Source organism: Saccharopolyspora mangrovi (assembly GCF_035320975.1).
In the GTDB taxonomy this organism is placed as follows: domain Bacteria; phylum Actinomycetota; class Actinomycetes; order Mycobacteriales; family Pseudonocardiaceae; genus Saccharopolyspora; species Saccharopolyspora mangrovi.
Map to the genome: position 1 here is coordinate 12,923 of NZ_JAWLNX010000039.1, position 22,416 is coordinate 35,338.

General features: G+C 70.4%; 29 protein-coding genes and 1 pseudogene. 14 read left to right on the top strand and 16 right to left on the bottom strand.

What is annotated here, in order from left to right; translation table 11 throughout:
* Positions 1-48: 48 nt before the first annotated feature.
* The 4 genes from R4I43_RS32830 to R4I43_RS32845 are packed head-to-tail and all read right to left on the bottom strand — an operon-like array spanning position 49 to position 3,144.
* Positions 49-372, bottom strand: a complete 324-nt coding sequence (locus R4I43_RS32830; RefSeq protein WP_324269612.1) for a putative quinol monooxygenase — start codon at positions 370-372, stop codon at positions 49-51.
* 15 nt (positions 373-387) lie between these two features.
* Complete coding sequence (locus R4I43_RS32835; protein WP_324269613.1) at positions 388-1,413, bottom strand: NAD(P)-dependent alcohol dehydrogenase; 1,026 nt, start codon at positions 1,411-1,413, stop codon at positions 388-390.
* Positions 1,410-2,144 carry a metal-sulfur cluster assembly factor gene (locus R4I43_RS32840; protein ID WP_324269614.1) on the bottom strand — a complete coding sequence of 245 codons (735 nt, stop codon included), beginning with the start codon at positions 2,142-2,144 and terminating at the stop codon, positions 1,410-1,412. The genes R4I43_RS32835 and R4I43_RS32840 overlap by 4 nt, the downstream gene beginning before the upstream one ends.
* 1 nt (position 2,145) lies before the next feature.
* Positions 2,146-3,144, bottom strand: coding sequence for an amidohydrolase family protein (locus tag R4I43_RS32845; protein WP_324269615.1), 999 nt, complete (start codon positions 3,142-3,144; stop codon positions 2,146-2,148).
* A 177-nt stretch (positions 3,145-3,321) separates the two neighbouring features.
* On the opposite strand from R4I43_RS32845, the gene R4I43_RS32850 reads away from it, so the two are divergent.
* Complete coding sequence (locus tag R4I43_RS32850) at positions 3,322-4,785, top strand: AAA-type ATPase lid domain-containing protein (RefSeq protein ID WP_324269616.1); 1,464 nt, start codon at positions 3,322-3,324, stop codon at positions 4,783-4,785.
* A gap of 94 nt (positions 4,786-4,879) precedes the next feature.
* The gene (locus tag R4I43_RS32855) at positions 4,880-5,725 is read left to right on the top strand and encodes an SMP-30/gluconolactonase/LRE family protein (RefSeq protein ID WP_324269617.1); all 846 of its coding nucleotides are present in this window, start codon (positions 4,880-4,882) and stop codon (positions 5,723-5,725) included.
* Between the two features lie 19 nt (positions 5,726-5,744).
* Here the strand turns inward: R4I43_RS32855 and R4I43_RS32860 are convergent, their stop codons facing one another.
* The 4 genes from R4I43_RS32860 to R4I43_RS32875 all read right to left on the bottom strand — a co-directional run bounded on the left by R4I43_RS32860 (position 5,745) and on the right by R4I43_RS32875 (position 7,892).
* Positions 5,745-6,533, bottom strand: coding sequence for an NPP1 family protein (locus tag R4I43_RS32860; protein ID WP_324269618.1), 789 nt, complete (start codon positions 6,531-6,533; stop codon positions 5,745-5,747).
* Between the two features lie 183 nt (positions 6,534-6,716).
* The gene (locus R4I43_RS32865) at positions 6,717-7,181 is read right to left on the bottom strand and encodes a cytochrome P450 (RefSeq protein ID WP_324269619.1); all 465 of its coding nucleotides are present in this window, start codon (positions 7,179-7,181) and stop codon (positions 6,717-6,719) included.
* A complete protein-coding gene (locus tag R4I43_RS32870) occupies positions 7,178-7,354 on the bottom strand; it encodes a hypothetical protein (protein ID WP_324269620.1) in 177 nt (58 codons plus the stop codon). The genes R4I43_RS32865 and R4I43_RS32870 overlap by 4 nt, the downstream gene beginning before the upstream one ends.
* 85 nt (positions 7,355-7,439) lie before the next feature.
* Complete coding sequence (locus R4I43_RS32875) at positions 7,440-7,892, bottom strand: NUDIX domain-containing protein (protein WP_324269621.1); 453 nt, start codon at positions 7,890-7,892, stop codon at positions 7,440-7,442.
* A gap of 106 nt (positions 7,893-7,998) precedes the next feature.
* Here R4I43_RS32875 and R4I43_RS32880 point away from each other — a divergent pair, with 106 nt between their 5' ends.
* Positions 7,999-8,190, top strand: coding sequence for a helix-turn-helix domain-containing protein (locus R4I43_RS32880; protein ID WP_324269657.1), 192 nt, complete (start codon positions 7,999-8,001; stop codon positions 8,188-8,190).
* A 19-nt stretch (positions 8,191-8,209) separates the two neighbouring features.
* A pseudogene (locus R4I43_RS32885) lies at positions 8,210-9,199 on the top strand (RNA-guided endonuclease InsQ/TnpB family protein).
* Between the two features lie 123 nt (positions 9,200-9,322).
* Here the strand turns inward: R4I43_RS32885 and R4I43_RS32890 are convergent.
* Complete coding sequence (locus tag R4I43_RS32890) at positions 9,323-9,457, bottom strand: hypothetical protein (protein ID WP_324269622.1); 135 nt, start codon at positions 9,455-9,457, stop codon at positions 9,323-9,325.
* Positions 9,458-9,468: 11 nt separating this feature from the next.
* Positions 9,469-10,089 carry an MSMEG_1061 family FMN-dependent PPOX-type flavoprotein gene (locus R4I43_RS32895; protein ID WP_324269623.1) on the bottom strand — a complete coding sequence of 207 codons (621 nt, stop codon included), beginning with the start codon at positions 10,087-10,089 and terminating at the stop codon, positions 9,469-9,471.
* Positions 10,090-10,141: 52 nt separating this feature from the next.
* Between R4I43_RS32895 and R4I43_RS32900 the strand changes: the two genes are divergently transcribed.
* The 3 genes from R4I43_RS32900 (at position 10,142) to R4I43_RS32910 (ending at position 12,092) form a co-directional block, all read left to right on the top strand.
* Entirely contained in the window at positions 10,142-10,366 is a 225-nt protein-coding gene (locus tag R4I43_RS32900) for a helix-turn-helix domain-containing protein (protein WP_324269624.1), read from the top strand.
* Positions 10,367-10,500: 134 nt separating this feature from the next.
* Positions 10,501-11,316, top strand: a complete 816-nt coding sequence (locus R4I43_RS32905) for a peptidoglycan-binding domain-containing protein (protein ID WP_324269625.1) — start codon at positions 10,501-10,503, stop codon at positions 11,314-11,316.
* Positions 11,317-11,414: 98 nt separating this feature from the next.
* Positions 11,415-12,092, top strand: coding sequence for a GntR family transcriptional regulator (locus tag R4I43_RS32910; protein WP_324269626.1), 678 nt, complete (start codon positions 11,415-11,417; stop codon positions 12,090-12,092).
* A 49-nt stretch (positions 12,093-12,141) separates the two neighbouring features.
* Here the strand turns inward: R4I43_RS32910 and R4I43_RS32915 are convergent, their stop codons facing one another.
* Together R4I43_RS32915 and R4I43_RS32920 are read right to left on the bottom strand one after the other, a co-directional pair.
* On the bottom strand, positions 12,142-12,966 hold the full coding sequence (locus R4I43_RS32915) for an alpha/beta hydrolase (protein ID WP_324269627.1): 825 nt from the start codon (positions 12,964-12,966) through the stop codon (positions 12,142-12,144).
* On the bottom strand, positions 12,963-13,541 hold the full coding sequence (locus R4I43_RS32920; RefSeq protein WP_324269628.1) for a quercetin 2,3-dioxygenase: 579 nt from the start codon (positions 13,539-13,541) through the stop codon (positions 12,963-12,965). The genes R4I43_RS32915 and R4I43_RS32920 overlap by 4 nt, the downstream gene beginning before the upstream one ends.
* A 125-nt stretch (positions 13,542-13,666) precedes the next feature.
* Between R4I43_RS32920 and R4I43_RS32925 the strand changes: the two genes are divergently transcribed.
* The 4 genes from R4I43_RS32925 to R4I43_RS32940 all read left to right on the top strand — a co-directional run bounded on the left by R4I43_RS32925 (position 13,667) and on the right by R4I43_RS32940 (position 16,575).
* The gene (locus R4I43_RS32925) at positions 13,667-14,104 is read left to right on the top strand and encodes a MarR family winged helix-turn-helix transcriptional regulator (protein ID WP_324269629.1); all 438 of its coding nucleotides are present in this window, start codon (positions 13,667-13,669) and stop codon (positions 14,102-14,104) included.
* A 232-nt stretch (positions 14,105-14,336) separates the two neighbouring features.
* On the top strand, positions 14,337-14,738 hold the full coding sequence (locus R4I43_RS32930; protein ID WP_324269630.1) for a VOC family protein: 402 nt from the start codon (positions 14,337-14,339) through the stop codon (positions 14,736-14,738).
* Between the two features lie 251 nt (positions 14,739-14,989).
* Positions 14,990-15,913 carry a DivIVA domain-containing protein gene (locus R4I43_RS32935; protein WP_324269631.1) on the top strand — a complete coding sequence of 308 codons (924 nt, stop codon included), beginning with the start codon at positions 14,990-14,992 and terminating at the stop codon, positions 15,911-15,913.
* A gap of 44 nt (positions 15,914-15,957) precedes the next feature.
* Positions 15,958-16,575 (top strand): class I SAM-dependent methyltransferase, encoded by a 618-nt coding sequence (locus tag R4I43_RS32940; RefSeq protein WP_324269632.1) that lies wholly within the window; start codon positions 15,958-15,960, stop codon positions 16,573-16,575.
* 1 nt (position 16,576) lies between these two features.
* Here the strand turns inward: R4I43_RS32940 and R4I43_RS32945 are convergent, their stop codons facing one another.
* From R4I43_RS32945 to R4I43_RS32955, 3 genes are all read right to left on the bottom strand, one after another.
* Positions 16,577-17,122, bottom strand: a complete 546-nt coding sequence (locus tag R4I43_RS32945) for a type 1 glutamine amidotransferase domain-containing protein (protein WP_324269633.1) — start codon at positions 17,120-17,122, stop codon at positions 16,577-16,579.
* Between the two features lie 82 nt (positions 17,123-17,204).
* The gene (locus R4I43_RS32950) at positions 17,205-18,164 is read right to left on the bottom strand and encodes an adenosine deaminase (protein ID WP_324269634.1); all 960 of its coding nucleotides are present in this window, start codon (positions 18,162-18,164) and stop codon (positions 17,205-17,207) included.
* Between the two features lie 22 nt (positions 18,165-18,186).
* On the bottom strand, positions 18,187-18,924 hold the full coding sequence (locus R4I43_RS32955; protein ID WP_324269635.1) for a gamma-glutamylcyclotransferase: 738 nt from the start codon (positions 18,922-18,924) through the stop codon (positions 18,187-18,189).
* A 117-nt stretch (positions 18,925-19,041) separates the two neighbouring features.
* On the opposite strand from R4I43_RS32955, the gene R4I43_RS32960 reads away from it, so the two are divergent.
* From R4I43_RS32960 to R4I43_RS32970, 3 genes are read left to right on the top strand one after another with little or no spacing between them, the layout of a single operon-like run.
* Positions 19,042-20,220, top strand: a complete 1,179-nt coding sequence (locus R4I43_RS32960) for a thiolase family protein (RefSeq protein WP_324269636.1) — start codon at positions 19,042-19,044, stop codon at positions 20,218-20,220.
* A gap of 11 nt (positions 20,221-20,231) precedes the next feature.
* Positions 20,232-20,633, top strand: coding sequence for a Zn-ribbon domain-containing OB-fold protein (locus R4I43_RS32965; protein ID WP_324269637.1), 402 nt, complete (start codon positions 20,232-20,234; stop codon positions 20,631-20,633).
* A 35-nt stretch (positions 20,634-20,668) separates the two neighbouring features.
* Complete coding sequence (locus R4I43_RS32970; RefSeq protein ID WP_324269638.1) at positions 20,669-21,622, top strand: pyridoxal-phosphate dependent enzyme; 954 nt, start codon at positions 20,669-20,671, stop codon at positions 21,620-21,622.
* A 24-nt stretch (positions 21,623-21,646) separates the two neighbouring features.
* Here the strand turns inward: R4I43_RS32970 and R4I43_RS32975 are convergent, their stop codons facing one another.
* Entirely contained in the window at positions 21,647-22,387 is a 741-nt protein-coding gene (locus tag R4I43_RS32975; RefSeq protein ID WP_324269639.1) for an SDR family NAD(P)-dependent oxidoreductase, read from the bottom strand.
* Between the last annotated feature and the right edge of the window lie 29 nt (positions 22,388-22,416).

Sequence of the window (22,416 nt, forward strand, 5' to 3'; positions counted from 1 at the left end):
AACCATCCGGGTCGAGGGGGTGCGCTGGAGCACACCCCCTCGCCCCGGTCAGTCCACGGCCATCTCGCCGAGCTCCGACCAGTCGTCCTGGTCGAGCTTGGCGTTGATGATGCGCGGGGTCTCCGCCAAGTAGGGCGGAAGCTCCTCGCGGGCGTCGTGGAAGTGCTGCGAGGTCACGTGGTCCGAGCCCGCTTCGTCGTCGCGGAAGGCCTCGACCAGCACGTACTCGGTCGGGTCGGCGAGGCTGCGGGACCAGTCGAACCACAGGCAGCCCGGCTCCGCGCGGGTGGCCTCGGTGAACGACCAGGAGATCTCCGGCCAGTCCTCGGCGTGCTCGGGCTTGATCCGCCACTTCGCGGTGATGAAGATCATCAGCGTTCCTCCTGGTCAGGGGGTCAGGATCGCGCGGCCCCGGATGCGGCCGGCGTCGAGGTCGTCGAGGGCGTCCTGGAAGCGCTCCAGCGGGTACTTGCTGGTGTGCAGCCGGACATCACCCCGGGCGGCCAGCACCATCAGCTCGCACAGGTCGTTGTAGGAACCCACCAGGTTGCCGATGAAGTTGATCTCCGTGGAGATGATGTCGATCGTCGGCACGTCGATGTTCTCGCCGTAGCCGACCACGTGGTAATCCCCGGCGCGGCGCAGCATCCGCACACCGTCGGAGGTCGCCCCGCCTTCGCCGACGAAGTCGATGACCGCCTCGGCGCCGTGCCCGCCGGTGATCTCCTGCACCTGCTCGACGTGCGTGCCGTCGGCGATCACGCCGTGATCGGCGCCGATGTCGACCGCCAGCTTCACCGCCTCCGGGTTGCGGTCCAGCACCACCAGCTCCGCCGCCGAGATCGCCTTGAGCACCTGGATGCCGATGTGGCCGAGCCCGCCGGCGCCGACGATCACGCACTTGTCGCCCGGGCGCAGCCTGCGCGCCGCCTTCGCCGCCGCGTGGTAGGCGGTCAGCCCGGCATCGGCCAGGGCCGCCACGTCCGCCGGTTCCAGCGAGTCGTCGATGCGCACCACGCTGCGCGCCGAGGTCTTGAGGTAGTCGGCGTAGCCGCCCGCGGTGTCGATGCCCGGGAACAGCGACTGCTCGCAGTGAACGTCGTCGCCGAACCGGCAGGCCCGGCACAACCCGCAGGTCACCAGCGGGTGCACGATCACCTTGTCGCCCTCGGAGACGTTGGTGACCGCGCTGCCCACCGCGTGCACCCAGCCCGCGTTCTCGTGCCCGATCGTGTAGGGCAGTGCGACACCGGACTTCTCGGCCCACTGCCCTTCGAGGATGTGGATGTCGGTGCGGCACACCCCGGCGCCACCGATCTTGACCACCACGTCGTAGGGCCCGGTCGGCTCCGGTGTCGCCACCTCGGTCAGCCGCATCGGCTCGTGGTAGCCGACGACCTGCACTGCTCTCATGATGCTCTTCCTCCTGAAGTCGTGGCCCGCGGCGCCTGGTCGGCCGCGGAACCGGGGTAGCGGGTGCGCAGCAGCCCGCGGCAGAAGTGCGAATTGCCCTCCACGGAGATGCGCGTCGCGCGGGCGAAGCGCAACCGGAACGGCACCTGCTCGGGAGTGCACGGATCGCCCGCGTCGTCGACCAGCACCAGCGCCGACGCCGAGTTGTCGAAACCCACCGCCGCGCGCCGGTTCAGCAGCGACCGCGTCGCCGGCTCGTCCGGCAGATCGGCGACGGTGATCGCGTGCAGGTCCTCCTCGGCCAGCTCCGGCCGGTCCTTGAGCAACCGGGTCAGCACCCGTTCCATCGCCGCGGCGTGGGCCTTGCGGCGGAACGTCGCGCGCAACTCCTCCAGGTCCTCGTCGGCCTCACCGGGGAAGGTGTCCCGGTAACCGGCGTCGGCCGCCAGCCCCGCGTTGATCAGCTCCGAGTCGTGGTGGTCGTCGAGCTCGACCACCACGCAGGCAACACCCGGGATCGCGCGCAGCACGTCCTTGGCGTCCGAGGCCATCAGGTAGGCGAAGTTCGGGGCGCAGAACGAGGTCGGCAACCGCAGGTGCACCTCGACCTCGCCCGACTCGGTCACCTCCAGCGAGCGCACGAACCCCAGATCGGTGATCGGCTCGTCCAGTTCCGGGTCGATGACCTGGTGCAGTGCCTCCCAGGCCGGTTTGCGCAGCTCGGAGGTCATCTCACACCCCCACCTTCTCCGCCGCTCCCAGGCCGGCGGGTACCTCGATGCCGTACATGCGAGCGGCGTTGAGACCGAGGATCTTGCGCTTCTGATCCGTCGTCAGCGGCGCGTACTCGGTCATGTCCTCCGGGATCTGGAAGTCCACGAACTTCTCGATCAGCCACTTCGGCGTCCAGATCGCGTAGTCGCTGGAGAACTGGATGCGGTCCTCGTCCAGCCAGTACAGCAACTCACCGATGATCTGCGCGAAGTAGCGCGGCCGGGAGTGGATGAACGGCATCGCCACCGCCAATCCCGCGTGCACGTTGGGCTCCTGGGTGGCGATCCAGCAGAAGTCCTCCAGCCGCGGCAGACCGCAGTGCTCCACCACGAAGTTCAGCTCGGTGAAATCGGTGGCCGCCTTGTCCACGTCGGCGACGTCGAAGGCGTCGCGGTCCAGCGGGCGGACCGTCGGGCCCTTGTGGATGTGGATGTTGCGGATGCCCAGCTCCTGGCAGGCCTCCAGGTACTTGTACGTCCACGGGTCGTCGAGCTTGTAACCGCGCGAATCACCCTGCCACTCCGCGGTGTAGAGCTTGACGCCCTTCAACCCGAACCGCTCCGCGTCGCGGCGCAGCTGGTCCAGCCCGGCCTGCTCGAAACGCGGGTCCCAGCAGTGGTTGTAGGTGAGCTTGTCCGGGTGCTCCTGCGCCAGCGCGAAAGCCTCCTCGGTCTGCCCGAAGCCGTTGCCGTAGAAGGCGCTGAGCAGCGCGGGCTGGAAGATCGCGTGGTCGACGTAGCCGTCGGTGAACAGGTCCCGCATCAGCCGCTCACCGCCCTGGTACAGGAAGTCCTCGTAGGGCCAGACCTCGGACTCCGGGCTGAGGTTGCGGTGGTAGTCGTAGAAGCAGTCGATGAACTGCTTGCCGTGGACGTTGCGCTGGTTGGTGGCACGGCCGTCCCAGAGCGCGACGTGGGCGTCCACGATGAAGTAGTTCTCGCCGTCCTTGCTGTACATGTGCTTCCTCCGCTACGTGACTGCTGTGGCACGTTCGGGAGGCAACGCTAGGAGCGGCCCACCTGGGCGGGCAGTGCTCGCGTGTCTCACTTTGAGACAGCGCGACGAGCTGGAGGCTTGCCCCGTGCGCTTACCCTGAGTGCACCGGCGCAAAGACGCGTCACCTGGAGGTTTGCGATGCACCTGCACCGGAGCGCGCCAGAGTCCGCCAGCCCGGCCACCGTCACGCCCCGGGTGCGCGCGTCCTGGCGGCGCAGCGCCCGCTACGGGCTCACGGCCGAGGAGATGCGCCCGGTGTTCACCGGCTCGGTCGACACCGGCTCGCTGCTCTACGAGTGCGGGACCGCCGTGCTGCGCGGGCTGCAGGCGACGCTCGCCAACGAGCCGGTCAGCATGATGATCACCGACCCGGAAGGCCTCGTGCTCAGCCGCATCTGCGAGGACGGCACGATCAACCGGTCGCTGGACCGCGTCCACCTGGCCCCGGGCTTCTACTTCGCCGAGGAGAACGCCGGCACCAACGGCCTCGGACTCGCCCTCGCCGATCGGGCTCCCTCACTGGTCAAGGCAGAGGAGCACTACTGCGCCGGGCTGCGCGGCTACACCTGCGCGGCGGCACCCGTGCTGGACCCGGTCAGCGGCGGTGTCGCGGGCAGCGTCAACCTCACCACCTGGTCGGACTCGGCCTCCGAGCTGCTGCTGGCGCTGGCCCAGTCGGCGGCGGGCAACACCACCGCCCTGATGCTGGCCCGTGGCGCCGGGCGCAGCGCGCAGCCGATGCCGCGCGGCGAGGTGTTCCGCGTCTACGCCGACCGGATGCGGGCACCTGAGGCCTCGGTGCTGACACCCGGATGGCGCAACGTCTTCGCCGAGGCGCGCTCTGAGTTCCGGGCGGGCCGCGCGGTGGCCGTGGTCGGCGAGCCCGGTGTCGGCAAGACCGCGCTGGCCTCGCTGGCGCGGCGGCAGCTGCGCCGCGAACGCGTGCTGAGCGTGCGGCCGCCCGCCCCGGACGACGTCGAGGCGTGGCTGGAGCTGTGGACCCCGGAGCTGGGCAAGGACAGCACCTGCGTGATCATCTCGGGCGTCGATCGGCTCCCGGCGTGGGCGACCGGTGAGCTGGCCGAACGGCTCGGGGAGGTCCGGGCCCGCGACGGGATGCAGCCCTACGTGCTCACCGCTGAGTCCGCCGAGGACATGCCTGAGGAGCTGCGACGGCTCGTCGACACCGTCGCCGAGGTGCCGGCGCTGCGGTTCCGCCCCGACGACGTCCAACCGCTGGCCAGGCACTTCGCGCGGCAGCGGCGGCGTCGCGACGTCGGGTTCAGCACCTCGGCGATCCGGACGCTGACCTCCTACGACTGGCCGGACAACGTCCGCCAGCTGCGCCAGGTCGTCCGCGAAGCGGCCGGCCGCACCGACCTGATCGATCTCAACCACCTGCCGCCGGAGGTCTTCACCGGCCCCGGCAGGCCGCTGACCAGGCTCGAAGCGGTGGAGCGCGACGAGATCATCCGGTGCCTCACCGAACCCGGCACCACCGTCGGCGAAGCCGCCCGCGAACTCGGCGTCAGCCGCGCCACCATCTACCGCAAGATGTCGCAGTACCGGATCACGGTCCCCGGCCGGGCGCCCCGCACCTGACCGGGAGGCCGTGCGGGCGCGGGCAACTGGACAGCGGGCGTTCCGTTGTGGAGGCTTCTCGCCGGAGATCGTGCTGCGACGGGGAGGTTGATCCGTGCTGGAGCAGGTGACGGGCCCGCTGGCCGCCCACGGGGAGGGGCCGGTGTGGTTCCCGCGTTGGCCGGGGCTGCGCTGGGTGGACATGCTCGTCGGCGACGTGCTGACCCTCGACGCCACCGGGGCGGTCCGGCGAGACCACGTCGGGTCCGTCGCCGCCGCGCTGCGCCCGAGGGAGGCCGGCGGCGCGGTGCTGGCCCTGGAGCGCGGATTCGCCCTCGCCGACGACGCGTTGCAGGACGTCCGGCCGCTGCCCGAGCTGTGGGGCGGCACCGAGGTGCGGATGAACGAGGGCGGCTGCGGCCCCGACGGCGCCTTCTACTGCGGCTCGATGGCCTACGCCGAAACCCCGGGCGCCGGAACGCTCTACCGCCTCGACCCGCAGGGCCGGGTCGAACCCGTCGTGCCCGACGTCAGCATCTCCAACGGTCTCATGTGGACCGACGACGGAACGCGGGCCTACTACGCCGACACACCCACCCAGCGGGTCGACGTCTTCGACTTCGACGGCGGGAAACTCGTCAACAGGAGGCCCTTCGCCCGCATCGACCCGGCCGACGGCTCGCCCGACGGGCTCACCGTCGACGCCGAAGGCGGAGTCTGGGTGGCGCTGTGGGGCGGCGGCGCCGTGCGCCACTACACCCCGGACGGCGAGCTTGCCGACATCATCGAGGTCCCCACCCCGAAGGTCACCGCCTGCACCTTCGGCGGCGAGGACCTCGACCGCCTCTACATCACGACCTCGCAGGTCGACACCGACCTGCACCGGCACCCCGCGGCCGGCGCGGTCTTCGCCACCGACCCCGGCGTCCGGGGGCTGCCGGTCCGCACCTACGCGGGCTGAGCGACGTCCCCGCTGGAACTCAGGCGTTGGGGTCGAAGGCGATTCCCTCCGGCTTGGCGCTCTCCAGGTTGCCGTTGAAGGCGCCGTCCTTGATCGCCAGGCTCGCGCTGCCGAAGTCGGCCGAGGTGAGCTTGTCGCGCAAACCGGTGTCGGACCAGTTGTCCCAGCTCACCAGCGCCGGGTACTGCCAGGTGCCGTAGTGGTTCTCCGGCTGCTCGTCGGCTCCGGCCAGGCGGAAGCAGTGCGTTCCCGCGCCGTCCTTGTGGTAGACGACCTTGGGGTGGGTGCCCTCCCACTGGACCTCGTTGGCCGGGAAGGTCGAGTAGTCGCCGTGCGCGGAGGTCGAGACGTACTTGGCCTCGTCGTTCTCCACCCACACGATGACGTGCTCTAGGTCGTGGCGGTGGCCGCCGAGCCCGCTGCCGTCCACGGCCTGGTCCTTCTCGAAGTACAGGTCGAAGACGTAGGCGCACCAACCGTTGTTGCACTTCGAGCGCGAGTAGGAGTTGGTGTTGTCCAGGTCCGACTGGTCGTGGCAGCTGCCGTTGACCGCGCCGGTGGTGTCCAGGCCGGGAGCGATGGTGCCGTCCGACCCGATCGACGGGGTCGGGTAGCAGCCGTCCCCGTCGTAGTCGAACGCGGGCTGCCACTTCGCGTCGGCCTCGGCGGCGCTGGTGGGCAGCGCGGCGGGCGGGTCGGCGGCGGCGATCGCCGGCGGCAGCGCGAGCAGCAGAACCCCGGCTCCCGCAACGCCTGCCGCGAGCCGACCTGCCCTGCGGGCGCGGGACTTTTCGTCCACGGTGTTCATCTGACGACCGCTCCTCTCCGGTTCCGGAACTCAAGTGATCATAAATGCACGGCGGTTCCGGGCAGGAGAAATCGAATTGAACAGAATTGTTCTCGACGCGGTCTGGCCTGCGATTTTCCCATTTTCGCCGGGAAATCCCGGCGCGATGGCGAAATCGTGCCGGGCCGGTGGGAAAAGAACCCGCTACGGGCGAACCCGCAGCTGCTGCACGGAGTTGCTGAACAACGACGGCACCGGCGACAGCGGCTCGTCGTCGGCCAGCGCCAGAGCGGGGTGGCGCGCGAACAGCGCCGACACCGCCTCGACGGCCTCCAGCCGCGCCAGGTGCGCACCGAGGCAGAAGTGCGGCCCGCCGCCGAACGCCAGGTGCCGCTCCGGGACGCGGGTGAGGTCGAACCGCCCGGCATCGGGCCCGTGGTGCGCCTCATCGCGCCCGACCCCGCTGTAGGGCGCGATGATCGCCTCCCCGCGCGGGATCGTCACCCCGCCGATGGTGATGTCCTCCAGCGGGTAGCGCGCCGGGAAGTTGCCGATCGGCGCGTCCCACCGCAACGTCTCCTCGACCGCTTTCACCATGCCGATCAGCGGCCAGTCGTCGGCGATCTCGCCGTCGCGCACCGCCGTCCAGTTCCGCCAGTCCTTGCTCACCCGCGGATCGGCGACGAGTTCGGCCAGCGCCGCGTGCTCGGTGACCGCTCGCCGCCGACCACCCCGCCCGGAAGCAGCACCCGCACGACGGTGCCGGCCCGGCGCATGCGCGCGGCTTCACCGTGGTGGTCGGCGGCGAGCGGGTCGAGCGCGATCAGCGGAACCTCGGACATCGTTGTCTCCAGGAGGGCGCGAGAAGCGGTGCAGTCCATCCCTGGGGCGACCTGATCAGGCTGTCGAGAGCACAACGGGTGACCCCTACAGGGGTGTCCTCCCTCGCTGCGCGTGCCGGTGGATCAGATCGCGATCTTCCGGGCTGATCGGGTGGGTGTCGCGAGCGTTCGTCCAGGTGTAGGCGTCGTGTTCGGTGAGTCGCACGCGCTCACCGGCGACGGTCACCGACCACGTGTGCTGGCGGACGTAGCGGCCCTTGCGGTTGATGTAGTCGAAAGCGGCCAGGTAGCGGGTGAATCCGGTGACGGCCAGCCCGGTCTCCTCGTGGACCTCGCGGCGCAGCGCCGCCAGCAGGTCGCAGTCGTGCGGTTCAACCTTGCCACCGGGCATTTCCCAGACACCGCCGCGGAATTCGTGCTTCGGTCGGCGCAGCAGCAACGCCCGGTCCGCGCGCACGATGAGCGCGCGGACCACCTGCTGACCGACACCGTCGGCGGCGTCGCGGGCGACGAGTTCGGCGAGTTGTGCACTGTTCATCGAAAATCCAATCGGGTGAGGAACCGATCCCGAATGTTCGTAGTGGCCACCCAGGCCCGGCGCTCAAAACCAACTCGATAGAATATGAGACGTGGCGAGGGGGCGGGTGTGGCGGTCATACAGGTACCGCTTCCATCCCACGGAGGAGCAGGCAGCAGAGCTGTCGCGTACCTTCGGCTGCGTCCGCAAAGTTTACAACCTCGCCTTGGATGCGAGGACTCGCGCGTGGTTCACCGAACAACGACGGGTGAACTACACGAAACCTCCGCGATGCTTCTGGCTGGAAGAAGTCCGATGATCTCGCTATTCTCTCCGAGGTGTCGTCGGTTCCGCTGCAACAGACACTTCGGCATCTGCAGAGCGCATTCACCGCGTTTTTCGACAAACGGGCCCAGTACCCGCGTTTCAAGTCCCGCAAGAGGTCCCGTGCTTCGGCTGAGTACACCCGTTCCGCGTTCAAGTGGCGTGACGGTACGCTGACGCTGGCGAAGATGCGGGATCCTTTGGACATCGTGTGGTCTCGTCAGCTCCCTGCGGGGGCGGAGCCGTCCACGGTAACTGTCTCGCGTGATAGCGCACAGCGTTGGTTCGTGTCGATCCTGGTGGAAACCACGGTTGACCATGAGGCTCCCACTACGAGCGTGGTCGGGGTGGACGCCGGAATCACGTCGCTTGTGACGTTGTCGACCGGCGAGAAGATCACCAACCCGAAACACTGCGATCGGGAGCGTGCACGTCTGGCTCGGGCCCAGCGTGCGCTCGCTCGCAAGGAGGCGGGCAGCAACAACCGGAACAAAGCCCGCCTCAAGGTCGCCCGTGTTCAGGCGAAGATCGCTGACCGCTGACGGGACCATTTGCATAAGGTCACCACTCGACTCGTCCGTGAGAACCAAATGGTCGTGATTGAGGACCTCGCCGTGCGCAACATGGTCGGTAACCGGAGCCTTTCCCGCGCGATCAGCGACGCTTCGTGGTCGGAGTTGCGGTCGATGTTGGAGTACGAATGCACTTGGTATGGGCGGGACCTGGTTGTGATCGACCAGTGGTTCCCTTCGTCGAAGACGTGCTCCGCGTGCGGGAAGCTCACGGAGAGCATGTCGCTGAAGCTTCGTGAATGGACCTGCGATGGCTGCGGTGCCTGGCATGACCGGGATATCAACGCAGCCAAGAACATTTTGGCCGCCGGGCTGGCGGTGTCTGCCTGTGGAGCTGGTGTAAGACCTCAACGGGACTCCTCCCGGACGGGGCGACCGGCTATGAAGCAGGAACTATCGAGCGCGAGCTCGATGGGAATCCCTCGCCCTTAGGCGGGGAGCAGTCAAGAGTCGCGGCCCCCTCAGTCAAATCGAGTCGTTGTCGTTCCGTTCATGCGGCTCACTCACCAGTTTGGCGGCACTTCTCGGAAAACGCCCCCCGATGCCGGGAACTCGTCACGACCGGGCTACCGCACCCGCGTCTTGCGCCCCCGGTTCCCACGCCGCCAGCGGTTCGCCGTCGCCGCGCAGCGTCAGCGCCACCACGCCCTCGGCGATGGGGGAGATGTCGTCGATGATGGCCTTCTGCACCGTCGTGCCTCTCAGTAAAGTCGCTGGTACTCGTGTTCCAGCATCGAGTTGAGCGTGTCGGGTTCGACGTCGATGCCGAACTGGTCGGCGGCGATCTCGCCGGCGGAGGGGATCTCCTCGGCGAGCGCCTGGCTGGCCGGATCCCACAGCCGCGACCGCAGCAGCGCGCGCCCGCAGTGCAGGAACGCCTCCTCGGCCTGCACCACGATCGCCAGCGACGGCGTCCGGCCCTCGGTCTGCATCCGGGCCAGGACCTCGGCATCGTCGGTCGCGTATCCGGAACCGTTGACCCGCGCCGTTTCTCGCACTCCCGGGACGAAGGACAGCAGCCCGAGGCCGGGATGGGACGCGAGGCTGTGGAAGGAGTCGGCGATGTGGTTGCCCGGCCGGTCGGGAATCGCCAGCGTGCAGTCGTCGAGGACCTTCACGAACCCCGGGTGGTCGCCGCGCGGCGAGCAGTCCACGTTTCCCTCGGCATCCGCGGTCGCCATCGACAGGAACGGCGAGTGCGCGATGAACCGGCGCAGGTGCCTGTCCAGCCGGGCCTGCTTCTTGACCTTCATCATCGCGTCCGGTTCGCCGAGCGAAGCCCGGATCTCGTCGAACGGGACCTTCCTGAGAGCTGGGGTCATGGCGCCTCCTGACTCGACCTGGTGAGGCCGAGGCCTTCGCCGTCAAAGCGGCGTGCGCACCATCAGCCGGCTGTTCACCACCGAGACCGGCATGACCTTCGCCCAGTGGCGCACCCGGGTCCGCATCCGGGCAGCCCTCGCCCACCTGTCGGCGGGAGCATCGGTCGGGACCGCCGCTCGCGCGGTCGGCTACCGGAAACCGGCCGCCTTCGCCGAAACCTTCCACCGGCTCACCGGCCAGCACCCCGGCGTCTACCGAAGCCGCCCGGCCCGGTAGGGGTCCGCCGGCCGGTCTAGGCCCGGAGGGGCCGAGTGGCGCAGCGGAACCCCTGAATCCTGGCTCGGGGTGGTGGGTTTCGCGATCCTCCACCGCATGATCGGGGTGTTCCCGAGTGGGTGGAGGAGTTGTCGATGTTCCCCTTTCGCGCAGCAGTGCTGCCGTTCGCGCTCGTGGTGGGCGCCGGTGGCCTCGGTGCGGCACGAGCCGAAGCCGCGCCGGCCGTCAACATGGACGAAGTCGTCGTGCAGTCCCAGGTCGAACCCGTCACCGGGCAGACGAAGCTGCCCGGTGACGCCGGTGTCGAAGCCGTGCAGCGAGCGCTGTCGGCCGAGGGGCACCAGACCGGAGCCGACGGTTGGTACGGCACCGAGACCGTCGCCGCCTACTCGGAGTGGCAGCAAGACCTCGGTCACAGCGGCATCGGCGCCAACGGCATCCCGGGCCCGAGCTCGTTGACCGAGCTCGGTGACGGGCGGTTCAGCGTCGAGCGCAAGATCGACGTCGGCGGGCGCACCAGTTACTCCGGTCAGCCGGTCAACCAGCGCACCGCCGACATGCTCGCCGAAGCCGACGGAAAGCTCGGCTGGAAGATCACCGTGTCCCAGGGCTCCTACCAGGGCTGCAGCGATGCCTCCTCGTGCACGCACGCCGGCGGTGGCGCCATCGACATCGCGGTGTCGGAGCTCAGCGCCGAACAGCGCTGGAAGACCGTGAAGGCGCTGCGCGAGGTCGGTTTCGCGGCCTGGTTGCGGACCCCGGAGCAGGCCGACTGGCCGTACCACATCCACGCCATCGCGATCGGCGACACCGACACCCACCGCGAGGCCGCTGACCAGATCGCCGACTACCACGCCGGGAAGAACGGGCTGGCCAGCCACGCGCCCGACAACACCCCGGAGACCTACCGCGCGCCGTTCACCTGGTGGGAAGCTCACGAGCGCGGGTGAGGCGGGGCTTTCCGCCTGGTGAGGACGGTGCGCGGCTCGGCGCCACCGGCCAGCTAGAATTGGTGGACAAAATTGTCACCAATCTCGGGGTAGGCGCAGTGACCACAGCGAAGCGGGACGACATCGGCCAGGAAGTTCCGGTCGTGGACGCCATCCGCGAGGCCATCACCAGCGGAGACTTCGCCCCGAACCAGCGGCTGGTGGAGGCCGAGCTCTCCGAGGAGTTCGGTGCCAGCCGCGCTGCCGTGCGCAACGCGCTGGTGCAACTGACCACCGAGGGCCTGGTGGAGCGCATCCAGAACCGGGGCGCGCGGGTGCGGGCGGTGTCGCTGCAGGAGGCCATCGAGATCACCGAGGTCCGGATGGTCGTCGAAGGCCTGTGCGCGGCGCGCGCGGCCGAGCGCGCCACCGAGCAGGAGCACGGTGAGCTGCGCGAGATCGGCGAGCAGATGCAGCAGGCCGTCGCCGCAGGCGACGTGCTCGGCTACTCCGACATCAACAAGCGCCTGCACGCGCTGATCTTGCGGATCAGCGGCCAGGAGACCGCCTGCGACGTCCTCGGACGGCTGCGCGGGCAGAACGTCCGCCACCAGTTCCGGCTGGCCATGCACCCGGGACGTCCCTCGGTGTCGCTGCCGCAGCACCTGGCGATCATCGAAGCCATCTGCGCGGGCGACGCCGAGGCCGCCGAGTCGGCCATGCGCGCCCACCTCGGCAGCGTCATCGAAGCCCTGCCCGAGGTCGACAAGACCCAGACGCGCTTCGGCTCCCGGTAGGGGTTCGCCCCGGCTCGCCGGTGCTGCGGTCGGTGCAGAAGCGCGCGGATCAGCGGGCCGTGACCCGCCGCGCGAAGTCCACGGCTCGGTTGAAGAGGCGCTCGCCGTCGACGGGTCCTCGCCACAGGTGCCCGGCGTCGGGGACCAGGTCCAGTTCGACCGAGGCGCCCACCTCGCGCAGCGCCTCGGCGAGCCGGCTGCTCTGCTCGGCCGGGACCGCCTCGTCGGCCGTGCCGTGAGCGAGGTGGAACGGGGGAGCGGCGTCGTGCACGTGCGCGACCGGGCTCGCCAGCCGCGCCACCTCGGGCGCCTCGGAGGCGGTGGCGCCGAGCAGGTGCGCTTCGCGCGAGTCCGGGTCCTCGCGCGAGGACATCGCGCTCAGATCGCTCGGCCCGTACCAGTCGATCACACCCGCGATGGCGCCCGGAGCCTCCCGGGTGGCGGTCAGCCCCAGCAGCGCGGCCAGATGCCCGCCCGCGGACTCGCCCCACACCACGATCCGCTCCGCGTCGACCCCCAGATCGGCGGCGCGGTCACGGATCCACTGCAGCGCGGCGGTCACGTCGTCCAGCTGCGCGGGGAAGACGGCCTCACCGCTGAGGCGGTAATCGACCGACACGACGGCGAACCCGGCCGAGACGAGCCGTGCGAACGGGCTCGGCGACCAGTCCTGCCACGTCGGGCAGAACGACTCCCGCGAACCGACCCGCCAGCCCCCGCCGTGCACGAACAGCACCACGGGAGCGGACTCCACCGGTGGCCGGTGCACGTCGGCCAGCAGCGGCCGGAACCCGGAGCGCGTCGAGTACGCCACCGCCCGCACCAGGCGCCCCTGCGTGCACTCGACCGGGATCGCCGCCGGGAGTGAGGTCATGACCGCTCCTCGATCGCCGAGGGCGTGCGCCACTGGTGGTCGGGGAGGAAGCGCACGTCGTAGCGCTGGCCCACGGAACCGAACGCGTGCGGCTCCGGGACCACCGGTGCGACCGGCAGTCCTGGGTCGTCGGTCGGCGCGCCCAGGTTCTCGAAGAACCGCTCGAAGGTTCCGCCCGGCCCGGCCGCCACACCGACGATGCGGCTGTGGTGCCGCTCGATCCGGTAGGCGTGCGGGCAGTTCTTCGGGACGAAGCCGAAATCCCCGGACGTGAGCAGCTTCTCGTGCTGCTCGCCGCCGGTCTCCTCGACGAAGAGCCGGACCGCGCCGTCGGTGACGTAGAAGACCTCGTAGGTGTCGGGATGGGAGTGGGCCGGGATGATGTCGCCCTTCGGGCCTTCGCAGGTGAAGAAGTTGAAGGTGTTCTCGGTCTGCTCGCCACCCGCGTAGATCGTAAACAGGTCCCCGAACAGGTGCGCGCGGTCGCCCTGCCCCTTCTCGACGAAGTAGGGCTTGCCCGGCTCGGGCGGGATCTGCGAGCGCGTCCGGTACGGCGTGGCGAACTCGTTGGTCATGATTCCTCCCCGGGCTTCGCGGTGCGACAACGTCAAGCTACCTGACGAATGGCGAGGTGTGAACGAGCGGGGACGCGTGTCGTGCGATCGTGTAGCCGGAAACGCCGCCCGGAAGCCGAGGACTCATGGACACGACCCCCCCGAACGTGCCGCAGCTGCTGGCCTCCGCCAAGCGCTGGTTCGACGACGCGCTGCACAACAGCATGCAGCTCTCCGGAGAGCAGCCCGTGACGGTCGCCCAAGCGGCGGTGTTCGCCAGCCTCGACGACTCGGGCACCTCGGCCGCCGAGCTCGCCCGCCGGATCGGCACCACCCGCCAGTCGGTCCACCAGGCCGTGCACGGCCTGATCGCGATGGGCCTGCTCGAACAGGTCGCCGACCCGGCATCGGCCCGCAGCAGGCTGGTCCGCGTCACCGACGAAGGCGAACGCGTGCACCGCAAGGCCCTGCGCACCATCGCCGCCATCGAAGGCGAACTCGCCGGGCGCATCGGCGAGGACGCCGTCACCGCCCTCCGCACCGCCCTCGACCAGCCCTGGGGCGATCCACCCGTGATCCGCTGACCGCGGCGACGACCGACAAGGCGGGTTGTTCGACGTTGTGGTCACAAGGCCGGCAGCGGTGGTGGAGGTCGTCAACGCGCAACTGCGCCCGGTGGTCGAGGGCCGGATTCCCGCGTGAGGCGAACGGACCAGCTGCTGGAGGTTCCGCCACCGGCGCGGTGTGTGCACCATGAGTGGAACACCGCGCCGGGGCGGTTGCCGCTGCCCGGGTGCAGTTCCCGAGGAGGCTGGCATGGCCGAGTTCCCACCCATCGCGCACATCGCGGTCACCGTGTCCGATCTCGAGCGCAGCACCCGCTGGTACCGGGCGCTGTTCGGCTCCGAACCGGTGCTCGACGAGGACGAGACCAACGGCGGCTTCCACCACACGGTGTTCGCGCTGGCCAACGGCCAGCTGTTCGGGCTGCACACGCACTCCCGCGGAGCGCGGATCAGCGCGTTCGACGAGCACCGGCCCGGTCTGGACCACGTGGCCTTCGCCTGCCGCGACCGGTCCGAGCTGGAGGCCTGGTGCCACCGGCTCGACGACCTCGACATCCAGCACGGCGGCATCGTCGACGCCCACTACGGCTCCGGCGTCCAGTTCCGCGATCCCGACAACATCGCGCTCGAGTTCTTCGCGCCACCGGGGTGAGTTCGGCGAGCGCCTCGATGTCCGAAGTGGACAGTGCGGCTCCTCCGCCGTGAACCCGCGCGCCTCGCAACGGAGAAGGGGCACGCGGGGTTACCACAGCTGGCTCACCGTGAATGGGCGGGCTGGGTCTTGATCTCACGTCCCGGTTTGGGCAAGCTGGAGCGCGCGAAACGGGCGGTCGGGGGCTCGGCGGGAAGCGCCGGGTATGCGTCCGAGAGGAATGATGCGGACGCCCTGTGGAGGCCTGAGCAATGCTGACCCCTGATGACGTGCGAAATGTCGTCTTCGGCCGGGCCTGGCGCAAAGAGCGCGGATACGACGAGGCCGAGGTCGATCACTTCCTCGGGCGGGTCGAGGTGACGCTGCGCGGCAAGCACCTGGTCACCGCCCGCGACGTGCTGACGAGGAACTTCAGCCCGCGCAAGCGCGGCGGGCGCGCCTACAAGAAGGCGCAGGTCGACGAATTCCTGGACAGGGTCGCGCTGACCTTGATGAAGCTCGAGGTGCGCGCCGACGAGCGCCGCAAGTCCCGACCGGCGGAGGAACCCGCGCGCAAGCAGGAGGAGATCCGCAGGGAGCCCGAGGAAACCGCGAGCGCACCGCAGCCCCAGCGCCCGGCCCCCGAACCGGCGCAGATCGTCGAGCCCGCGCCCGAACAGGCGCAACCGGAGCGCTTCCGCGGTCTGCAACCGGCGACCTCGCAGAGCTCGGCGCTGGACAAGGCCGAGGTCGACGCGTTCATGGACCGGGTGCAGGCCACCCTGCGCGGGATGGACGACCTCACCCCCAACGACGTGCTCAACGCCCAGTTCAAGCCGCCTGCGCCGGGCATGCCCGGCTACGACGAGGCCGGTGTGCTGGCGTTCCTGGTGATGGTGTCCTCCAGCATCCGCAACATCACCCGCAACACGGGCACCAACATGCGCCCGGTGACCGCGACCGGCACGAACCTGCCGCCGGTGACCTCGACCGGGACCAGCATGCGGCCCGTGACCGCCACGGGAACCGGGATGCGCCCGGTGGGCACCGGGACGAACCTGCCGCCTGCCACCGGAACCGGCACCATCCTGCCCCCGGTCGCCGCCCAGACCGGTGCGTTCCCGGGGCACGCCGGCGACAACCGGCCGCCCCGGCAGCGGATGATCCCCGGCCGCCGCCGCCCACCGCGTCGCTGAATCCGCCCCGTGCGCGCTCGGTCGTTTGCGGTAGCGTCCGCGACGTGGAGCGCTCGGAGAAGCTGCGGCGGTACTGGGACAAGTCGGCACCCTCCTACGACGGCATCATGGCCCGCTTCGACCGATACCTGGCGGGCGACAGCAGGCAGTGGATCTGCGGCCGCGCAGGCGGCGAGGTGCTGGAGGTCGCGATCGGAACCGGCCTCAACCTGCCGCTCTACCCGGCCGGAACGAGCCTGACCGGCGTGGAGTGGAGTCCCGGAATGCTGCGGTTCGCGCAGCAGCGCCGCGACGAGCTCGGCCTGCCAGCGGAGCTCGTCGACGGCGACGCCCGGCAGCTGCAGTTCCCCGACGGCGCGTTCGACACCGTGGTGTGCACGTTCTCGCTGTGCGCGATCCCCGAGCACGAGAAGGCGATCGCCGAGATGCACCGCGTGCTGCGGCCGGGAGGACTGCTGCTGCTCGCCGACCACGTCGTCAGCACCGCGTGGCCGGTGCGCCTGCTGCAACGAGCCGCAGAGGTGATCACGGTGCCGATGGGCGGCGAGCACTTCCGCCGCCGCCCATCCGGGCACCTCGCGGGCGCGGGCTTCGAGGTGGTCGAACGCGAGCGCTTCAAGCTCGGCCTCATCGAACGCCTCGCGGCCCGCAAGCGCAGCTGACTCAGCTCGACGCGATCGCCTTGATCACCGCCTCCTGGAAGGCGGGCAGGTCCTTCGGGTTGCGGCTGGTCACGAGGTTGTCATCGACGACGACCTCCTGGTCGGTGACGTCGCCGCCGGCGTTGCGGATGTCGGTGCGGATGCTCGGGAACGACGTCAGCTGCCGCCCCTTGACCACGTCGGCCTCGACCAGCGTCCACGGGCCGTGGCAGATCGCGCCCACCGGCTTGCCCGCCGTGACGAAATCGCGCACGAACGCCACCGCGGTGCCGTTGCGGCGCAGCTGGTCGGGGTTGATGGTCCCGCCCGGCAGCACCAGACCGTCGTAGTCGCGCGCCGAGACCTGCGAGACCTCCCGGTCCACCGGGAAGCGGTCGCCCTTGTCGATGTCGCCGTTCATCGCCTGGATCTCGCCGGACTCCAGCGACACCACCTCGACCTGGCCGCCCGCCTGTTCGATCGCGTCGCGGGGGCCGGTCAGCTCGACCTGCTCCACCCCGTCGGTGGCCAGGATCGCGACTGTGCGGCCGCTGAGTGCGTCAGCCATCGTTGAACCTCCTTCACGGGTACCCCGCTCGGTGAAGTACCCGTGAAGGGAGGTGATCCAAACCCGTCCACTGGGGACGGTCTCAGCCGGGGACCTCGGCCTTCCACGCGGCCTTGAGCTCGTCGGCGACGAAGCACGCGTCGAAGGAGTTGCGCGCCAGCGTCGCCAGCTGCGCCTCGGTCAGCCCCAGCTGGCTGCGCAGCGCGGCGAAGTTGTCGTCGACGTAACCGCCGAAGTAGGCCGGGTCGTCGCTGTTGACGCACACCAGCAGACCCTCGTCGAGCATCGCCGGCAGCACGTGGTCGGAGAGCTTGTCGACGGTCCGCAAGGCCACATTGGACAGCGGGCACACGGTCAGCGGGACCTGCTCGTCGCGCAGCCGCGCCACCAGCTCCGGGTCCTCCATCGCGCGGATGCCGTGGTCGACGCGCTCGACGCCGAGCACGTCCAGGGCGTCGCGCACGTACTCCGGCCCGCCTTCCTCACCGGCGTGGGCCACGCGGTGCAGGCCCTCGGCAGCGGCCTGCTGGTAGACCTCGGCGAACGGCGCGGGCGGGTGCCCGACCTCGGCGGAGTCCAGCCCCACGCCGATGAACCGCTCCCGGTACGGCAGCGCCATGCGCAGCGTCTCGGCCGCCGCGTCCGGCCCCAAGTCGCGCAGGAAGCACAGGATGAGATCGGTGGACACCGGCGAGTCGTGCAGCGCACCGGTGATGCCCTCGAACACCGCTCCCAGCGGCACGTCGTTGTTCAGGTGCACCTGCGGGTCGAAGAAGATCTCCGCCCGCCGCACCCCGGCCCGCTCGGCGCGGGCGAGGTAGGCGCTGGTCAGGTCGTAGAAGTCCTGGTCGGTGCGCAGCACCGCCAGGTTCGCGTAGTACAGGTCCAGGAACGACTGCAGATCGCTGAAGTCGTACTTCGCCCGGAGCTCGTCGAGATCGCTGGTGGGCAGCACGACACCGTTGCGCGCGGCCAGCTCGACCAGCATCTCCGGCTCGAGCGTTCCCTCGATGTGAATGTGCAGTTCCGCAGTCGGCAGCATGTGTTTCCTCCCCGGCGCCAACCTACCGGGGTGCTGCTGCGGGCGGCGGGCCCGGCTCTCCGACGATCTCGGTGCAGGTCAGGCCGTCGGAGGTGGCGGGGATGCCGGTGAGCTCGCGGGCCTCGTGCTGGCCGAGGGTGTTGCAGGGCACCCACCGCCCGTCGACCAGCAGCGGGCGGCGGATCTCGCCCAACGCCCCGTAGGCCAGCACGTGCGCGGTGCGCCCGGTCTCCAGCTCGACGCGTTCGGGACCGTGCAGCCGCACCAGGCGGTAGCGCTCACCGCGCCCCTCGCACGCGTCGAGGACGCGCCGCTGCTCGGCGGTGGCCAGCCACACCGCGTGGTGCTCGACGACGCCGGGCGCGGAGACCAGCACCGCCGGGCGCTGCCCGTCGCGGGCGCGCACGCCGGAGGCCCACACCGCCGACAGCCCGGTGCAGGTCGCGCTGAGCACCACGACCGGGCCGCCGAGCCCCAGCTCCTCGCGCAACCAGGTGATCTTGCTCGGGCAGACGTTCGAGCCGTAGGCCAGCACCGGCCAACGCGCCGCCAGCGGCTCCGCGCCGAGACCGGTCAGCAAGGCGTCGAGACAGCCGGAGCCGACCCGCCAGCCCGACGGCGAGGAGACATCGGGCCACAGGCGCCAGCCCTGGCCGTCCAGGTGCAGGTAGGAGTGGCCGGGGCGGGCTCCGGGATAGGGGTCGGCCGGGAATTCGGCATCGCGGAAAGTCGCAGGCCCCAACGCGTTCACCACCGTCACAGCACCAACATGCCCACCCTGCGGCGCTGCGCGCAACCAGCAGCGCGGTCGCTGATCGGTTTACAAAGCGGATGCGCTGGCCTAATTTCGGACCGAGATCGTCCGGAAGGGGGACGGATGAGCAGTCGCAGTGACCTGCCGCCGCATCGGCGGGCCGCGATCGCCGGTCTCGGCATGACCGAGATGGGCAAGGTCTACGGCCGCACCGCGCAGCAGTTCGCCGCCGAGGCCGTCCGGCGGGCCACTGCCGACGCCGGGCTGCGGCTCGGCGACGTCGACGGCCTGCTGGTGTCGGCCGGCCTGACCGGCGGGGTCGATCTGAGCCTGCAGGACGACCTGGGGCTGGAGGACCTGCGGCTGCTCAGCCAGATGCAGTCGTTCGGCTCCACCGCCGGGGCGATGGTCCAGCACGCGGCGATGGCCGTCGAAGCCGGCATGGCCGACGTCGTGGCCTGCGTGTTCGCAGACGCCCCGTTGCGCGAGGGCGGTTCCACCGGGGCCGCCTACGGCGCCGAGCGCTACTCGCCGAAGGGCTGGGGCGGTCTCGTCGCCGCCAGCGGCTTCACCGGCCCCAACTCCTTCTACGCGCTGGCCGCGCGACGGCACATGCAGGCCTACGGCACCACCAGCAAGCAGCTCGGCGAGATCGCCGTGGCCCAGCGCGCGTGGGCCGCGCTCAACCCGCTGGCGCGGTTCCGCGAGCCGATCGACATCGCCGACCACCAGGAGTCGCGGCTGGTCGCCGAGCCCTTCCACCTGCTGGACTGCTGCCTGGTGTCCAACGGCGGCATCGCGGTGATCGTCACGCGAGGTGACCGCGCGGCCTCGCTGGCGCAGCCACCGGTGTCGGTGCTGGGCTGGGCGCAGTCGCACCCGGGTGGATCGCTGCGCCGCGACGACGACTTCGGGCTGGTCAGCGGTGCCGCCCAAGCGGGCCCGGCGGCGCTGCGGATGGCCGGGGTGTCGCTGTACGACATCGATCTCGCCGAGCTCTACGACTGCTACACCTTCACCGTGCTGCTGACGCTGGAGGACTACGGCTTCTGCGCCAAGGGGGAGGGCGGCGAGTTCGCGTCCACCCCGGGCGTGCTCGGCCCCGGCGGCTCGCTGCCGGTCAACACCGGCGGTGGACAGCTGTCCTCCTACTACATGTGGGGCATGACGCCGCTGTCGGAGGCGATCATCCAAGCCCGCGGTCAAGCCGGCGACCGCCAGGTGCCCGACCACGAACTCGTGCTCGTGTCGGGCAACGGCGGCATCTTCTCCCACCACAGCACCCTCGTGCTGTCCGCCTGAAGGAGCCCTCGATGGCACTCGTGCCGGTGGTCAGGGACCACGCCAGCGCCGCGTTCTTCGACGGAACGCGCCAAGGCGAGTTCCGCCTGCCCCGACGTCGCGACACCGGCGAACACCTGAGCCCGCACACCCCGATCGCCGCCGACGACGACGTCGAGCAGGTCGCCGCCCGGGGCACCGGTCGTGTCGTGTCCTGGAGCGTGGTGCACCACAAGCTTCCCGACGGAGGCGCGTTCCGCCTGATCGTCGGCATCGTCGAACTCGACGAGGGGCCCTGGTGGTGGACCCGGCTCGACGGCGTCGACCCCGACGCCGACCTCGGCGACCTCCGCGTCCAGGTCGCCTTCGAACCCTCCGGGCCTGACCCCGAGCACGAGGTGGTCCCGTACTTCCGCCCGGCCGGGCCGAACTAGGGTGCGGGGGTGGAGCACTTCCGGGGAGGCGCGTGATGATCGGGATCGGTGACGTCGAGGCCGCTGCGGGCGCCATCGCCGGGCACGTGGTGCGGACGCCGACGGTGAGCAGTGCGGGGCTTGCGGAACTGCTCGGCGTGCCGGTGACGGCGAAGCTGGAGCTGCTGCAGCGCACCGGGTCGTTCAAGGCGCGCGGTGCGGTGGCCAAGCTGCTGTCGCTGACCGAGGCCGAGCGGGCGGCCGGGGTGGTGGCGGTCAGCGGTGGCAACCACGGCATCGGGCTGGCCGTGATGGCCGGCGCTCTGCACGTCAAGGCGACCGTGGTGATGCCCCGGTCCGCGCCGGAGCGGGCGGTGGAGGTCGCCGAGTCGGCCGGGGCGACGGTGCACCTGGCCGAGGACATGGCAGGCGCGTTCGCGCTCACCGAGACCCTGCGCGCCGAGGGCAGCACGCTGGTCCACCCCTTCGACGACCCGGTCGTGGTCGCCGCCCAGGGCACGGTCGGGCTCGAATTCGCCGAGGACGCGGGCGAGCTCACCGACGTGCTGGTGAGCATCGGTGGCGGCGGCCTGATCTCGGGCGTGGCCGCAGCGCTGCGCGCCCGACGCCCGGGAGTGCGGATCTGGGGAGTGGAAACCGAAGGCGCCGAAGCGATGTCGGCGGCGCTGGCCGCCGGGGGACCGGTGCCGGTGGAGCTGTCGTCGATCGTGTCGACGCTGAGCGCCCCCGCGGTCTCCGAGCTGACCTACCAGCACGTGCGCGAGCTCGTCGACGACGTGCTGGTGGTGCCCGATTCCGAAGCCGTGCGAGGCGTTCTGGACCTGGCTCAGCACGCGAAGCTGTGGGCCGAACCGGCCGCGGGCTGCCTGCTGCCGGCGGCGCGGCGGATCATCGCCGAGCGCACCGGCGTCAAGCTCGGTCTCGTAGTCTGCGGCGGCAACGCCACCCCGGCCGACGTCATGGCCTGGTCTCAGCGGTTCGGGGGCTGAGCACGACCCAGCCCCCGAGCGCGATCACTCCGAGCGGTTGATCACCCGCGCCGAGGTCTGGTCGCGGGCCAGCAGCAGGATCTGGTCGACGTTGACGTGCGGGGGACGCGTGGCCACCCACGACACGGTCTCGGCGACGTCCTGCGCGGTCAGCGGAGTGGTGCCCTGGTAGACGGCGTCGGCCTTGTCCTGGTCGCCGCGGAAGCGGACCAGGCTGAAGTCGGTCTGCACCAGGCCCGGGTCGATCTCGCACACCCGGATCGGCTGCCCGAACATCTCCAGCCGCAGCACCCGCGACAGCGCCGCGACCGCGTGCTTGGCGGCGTTGTAGCCGCCGCCGGTGGCGTAGGGCTCGCGCCCGGCGACCGAACCGATGTTGATGACCTGACCGTCACCGGATTCCAGCAGCTTCGGCAGCAGCGCGCGGGTCACCCGCAGGGTGCCCATCACGTTGGTCTCGTACATCCACTGCCAGTCCTCGTCCTTGGACTCCAGGATGGTCTCCGCGCCGACCGCGCCACCGGCGTTGTTCACCAGCAGGTCGCAGCGCTCGATGGCACCGGTGAAGGCGTCGACCGACGCCTGGTCGGTCACGTCCAGCTCCAGCGCCCGGCCGCCGAACTCGTCGGCGACCTCCTTCAACCGGTCCAGCCGGCGCGCGCCGACCACGACCTCGAAACCGGCGTCGGCCAGGGCTTTCGCGCTCGCGGCACCGATCCCGCTGCTCGCTCCGGTCACCACGGCCACCGGCGTTGGCTTGCCCATCGAAATCCTCCTCGAAGCTCGCGCGTCGG

Coding starts and splice junctions, on each gene's coding strand:
- R4I43_RS32970 (WP_324269638.1), top strand. CDS start 20,669: ATGATCGGGATCGGTGACGTCGAGGCCGCTGCGGGCGCCATCGCCGGG.
- R4I43_RS32975 (WP_324269639.1), bottom strand. CDS start 22,387: ATGGGCAAGCCAACGCCGGTGGCCGTGGTGACCGGAGCGAGCAGCGGG.
- R4I43_RS32925 (WP_324269629.1), top strand. CDS start 13,667: ATGGACACGACCCCCCCGAACGTGCCGCAGCTGCTGGCCTCCGCCAAG.
- R4I43_RS32875 (WP_324269621.1), bottom strand. CDS start 7,892: ATGAACAGTGCACAACTCGCCGAACTCGTCGCCCGCGACGCCGCCGAC.
- R4I43_RS32950 (WP_324269634.1), bottom strand. CDS start 18,164: ATGCTGCCGACTGCGGAACTGCACATTCACATCGAGGGAACGCTCGAG.
- R4I43_RS32845 (WP_324269615.1), bottom strand. CDS start 3,144: ATGTACAGCAAGGACGGCGAGAACTACTTCATCGTGGACGCCCACGTC.
- R4I43_RS32945 (WP_324269633.1), bottom strand. CDS start 17,122: ATGGCTGACGCACTCAGCGGCCGCACAGTCGCGATCCTGGCCACCGAC.
- R4I43_RS32895 (WP_324269623.1), bottom strand. CDS start 10,089: ATGACCCCAGCTCTCAGGAAGGTCCCGTTCGACGAGATCCGGGCTTCG.
- R4I43_RS32860 (WP_324269618.1), bottom strand. CDS start 6,533: ATGAACACCGTGGACGAAAAGTCCCGCGCCCGCAGGGCAGGTCGGCTC.
- R4I43_RS32965 (WP_324269637.1), top strand. CDS start 20,232: ATGGCACTCGTGCCGGTGGTCAGGGACCACGCCAGCGCCGCGTTCTTC.
- R4I43_RS32840 (WP_324269614.1), bottom strand. CDS start 2,144: ATGACCTCCGAGCTGCGCAAACCGGCCTGGGAGGCACTGCACCAGGTC.
- R4I43_RS32935 (WP_324269631.1), top strand. CDS start 14,990: ATGCTGACCCCTGATGACGTGCGAAATGTCGTCTTCGGCCGGGCCTGG.
- R4I43_RS32905 (WP_324269625.1), top strand. CDS start 10,501: ATGTTCCCCTTTCGCGCAGCAGTGCTGCCGTTCGCGCTCGTGGTGGGC.
- R4I43_RS32830 (WP_324269612.1), bottom strand. CDS start 372: ATGATCTTCATCACCGCGAAGTGGCGGATCAAGCCCGAGCACGCCGAG.
- R4I43_RS32915 (WP_324269627.1), bottom strand. CDS start 12,966: ATGACCTCACTCCCGGCGGCGATCCCGGTCGAGTGCACGCAGGGGCGC.
- R4I43_RS32930 (WP_324269630.1), top strand. CDS start 14,337: ATGGCCGAGTTCCCACCCATCGCGCACATCGCGGTCACCGTGTCCGAT.
- R4I43_RS32960 (WP_324269636.1), top strand. CDS start 19,042: ATGAGCAGTCGCAGTGACCTGCCGCCGCATCGGCGGGCCGCGATCGCC.
- R4I43_RS32870 (WP_324269620.1), bottom strand. CDS start 7,354: ATGTCCGAGGTTCCGCTGATCGCGCTCGACCCGCTCGCCGCCGACCAC.
- R4I43_RS32835 (WP_324269613.1), bottom strand. CDS start 1,413: ATGAGAGCAGTGCAGGTCGTCGGCTACCACGAGCCGATGCGGCTGACC.
- R4I43_RS32850 (WP_324269616.1), top strand. CDS start 3,322: ATGCACCTGCACCGGAGCGCGCCAGAGTCCGCCAGCCCGGCCACCGTC.
- R4I43_RS32920 (WP_324269628.1), bottom strand. CDS start 13,541: ATGACCAACGAGTTCGCCACGCCGTACCGGACGCGCTCGCAGATCCCG.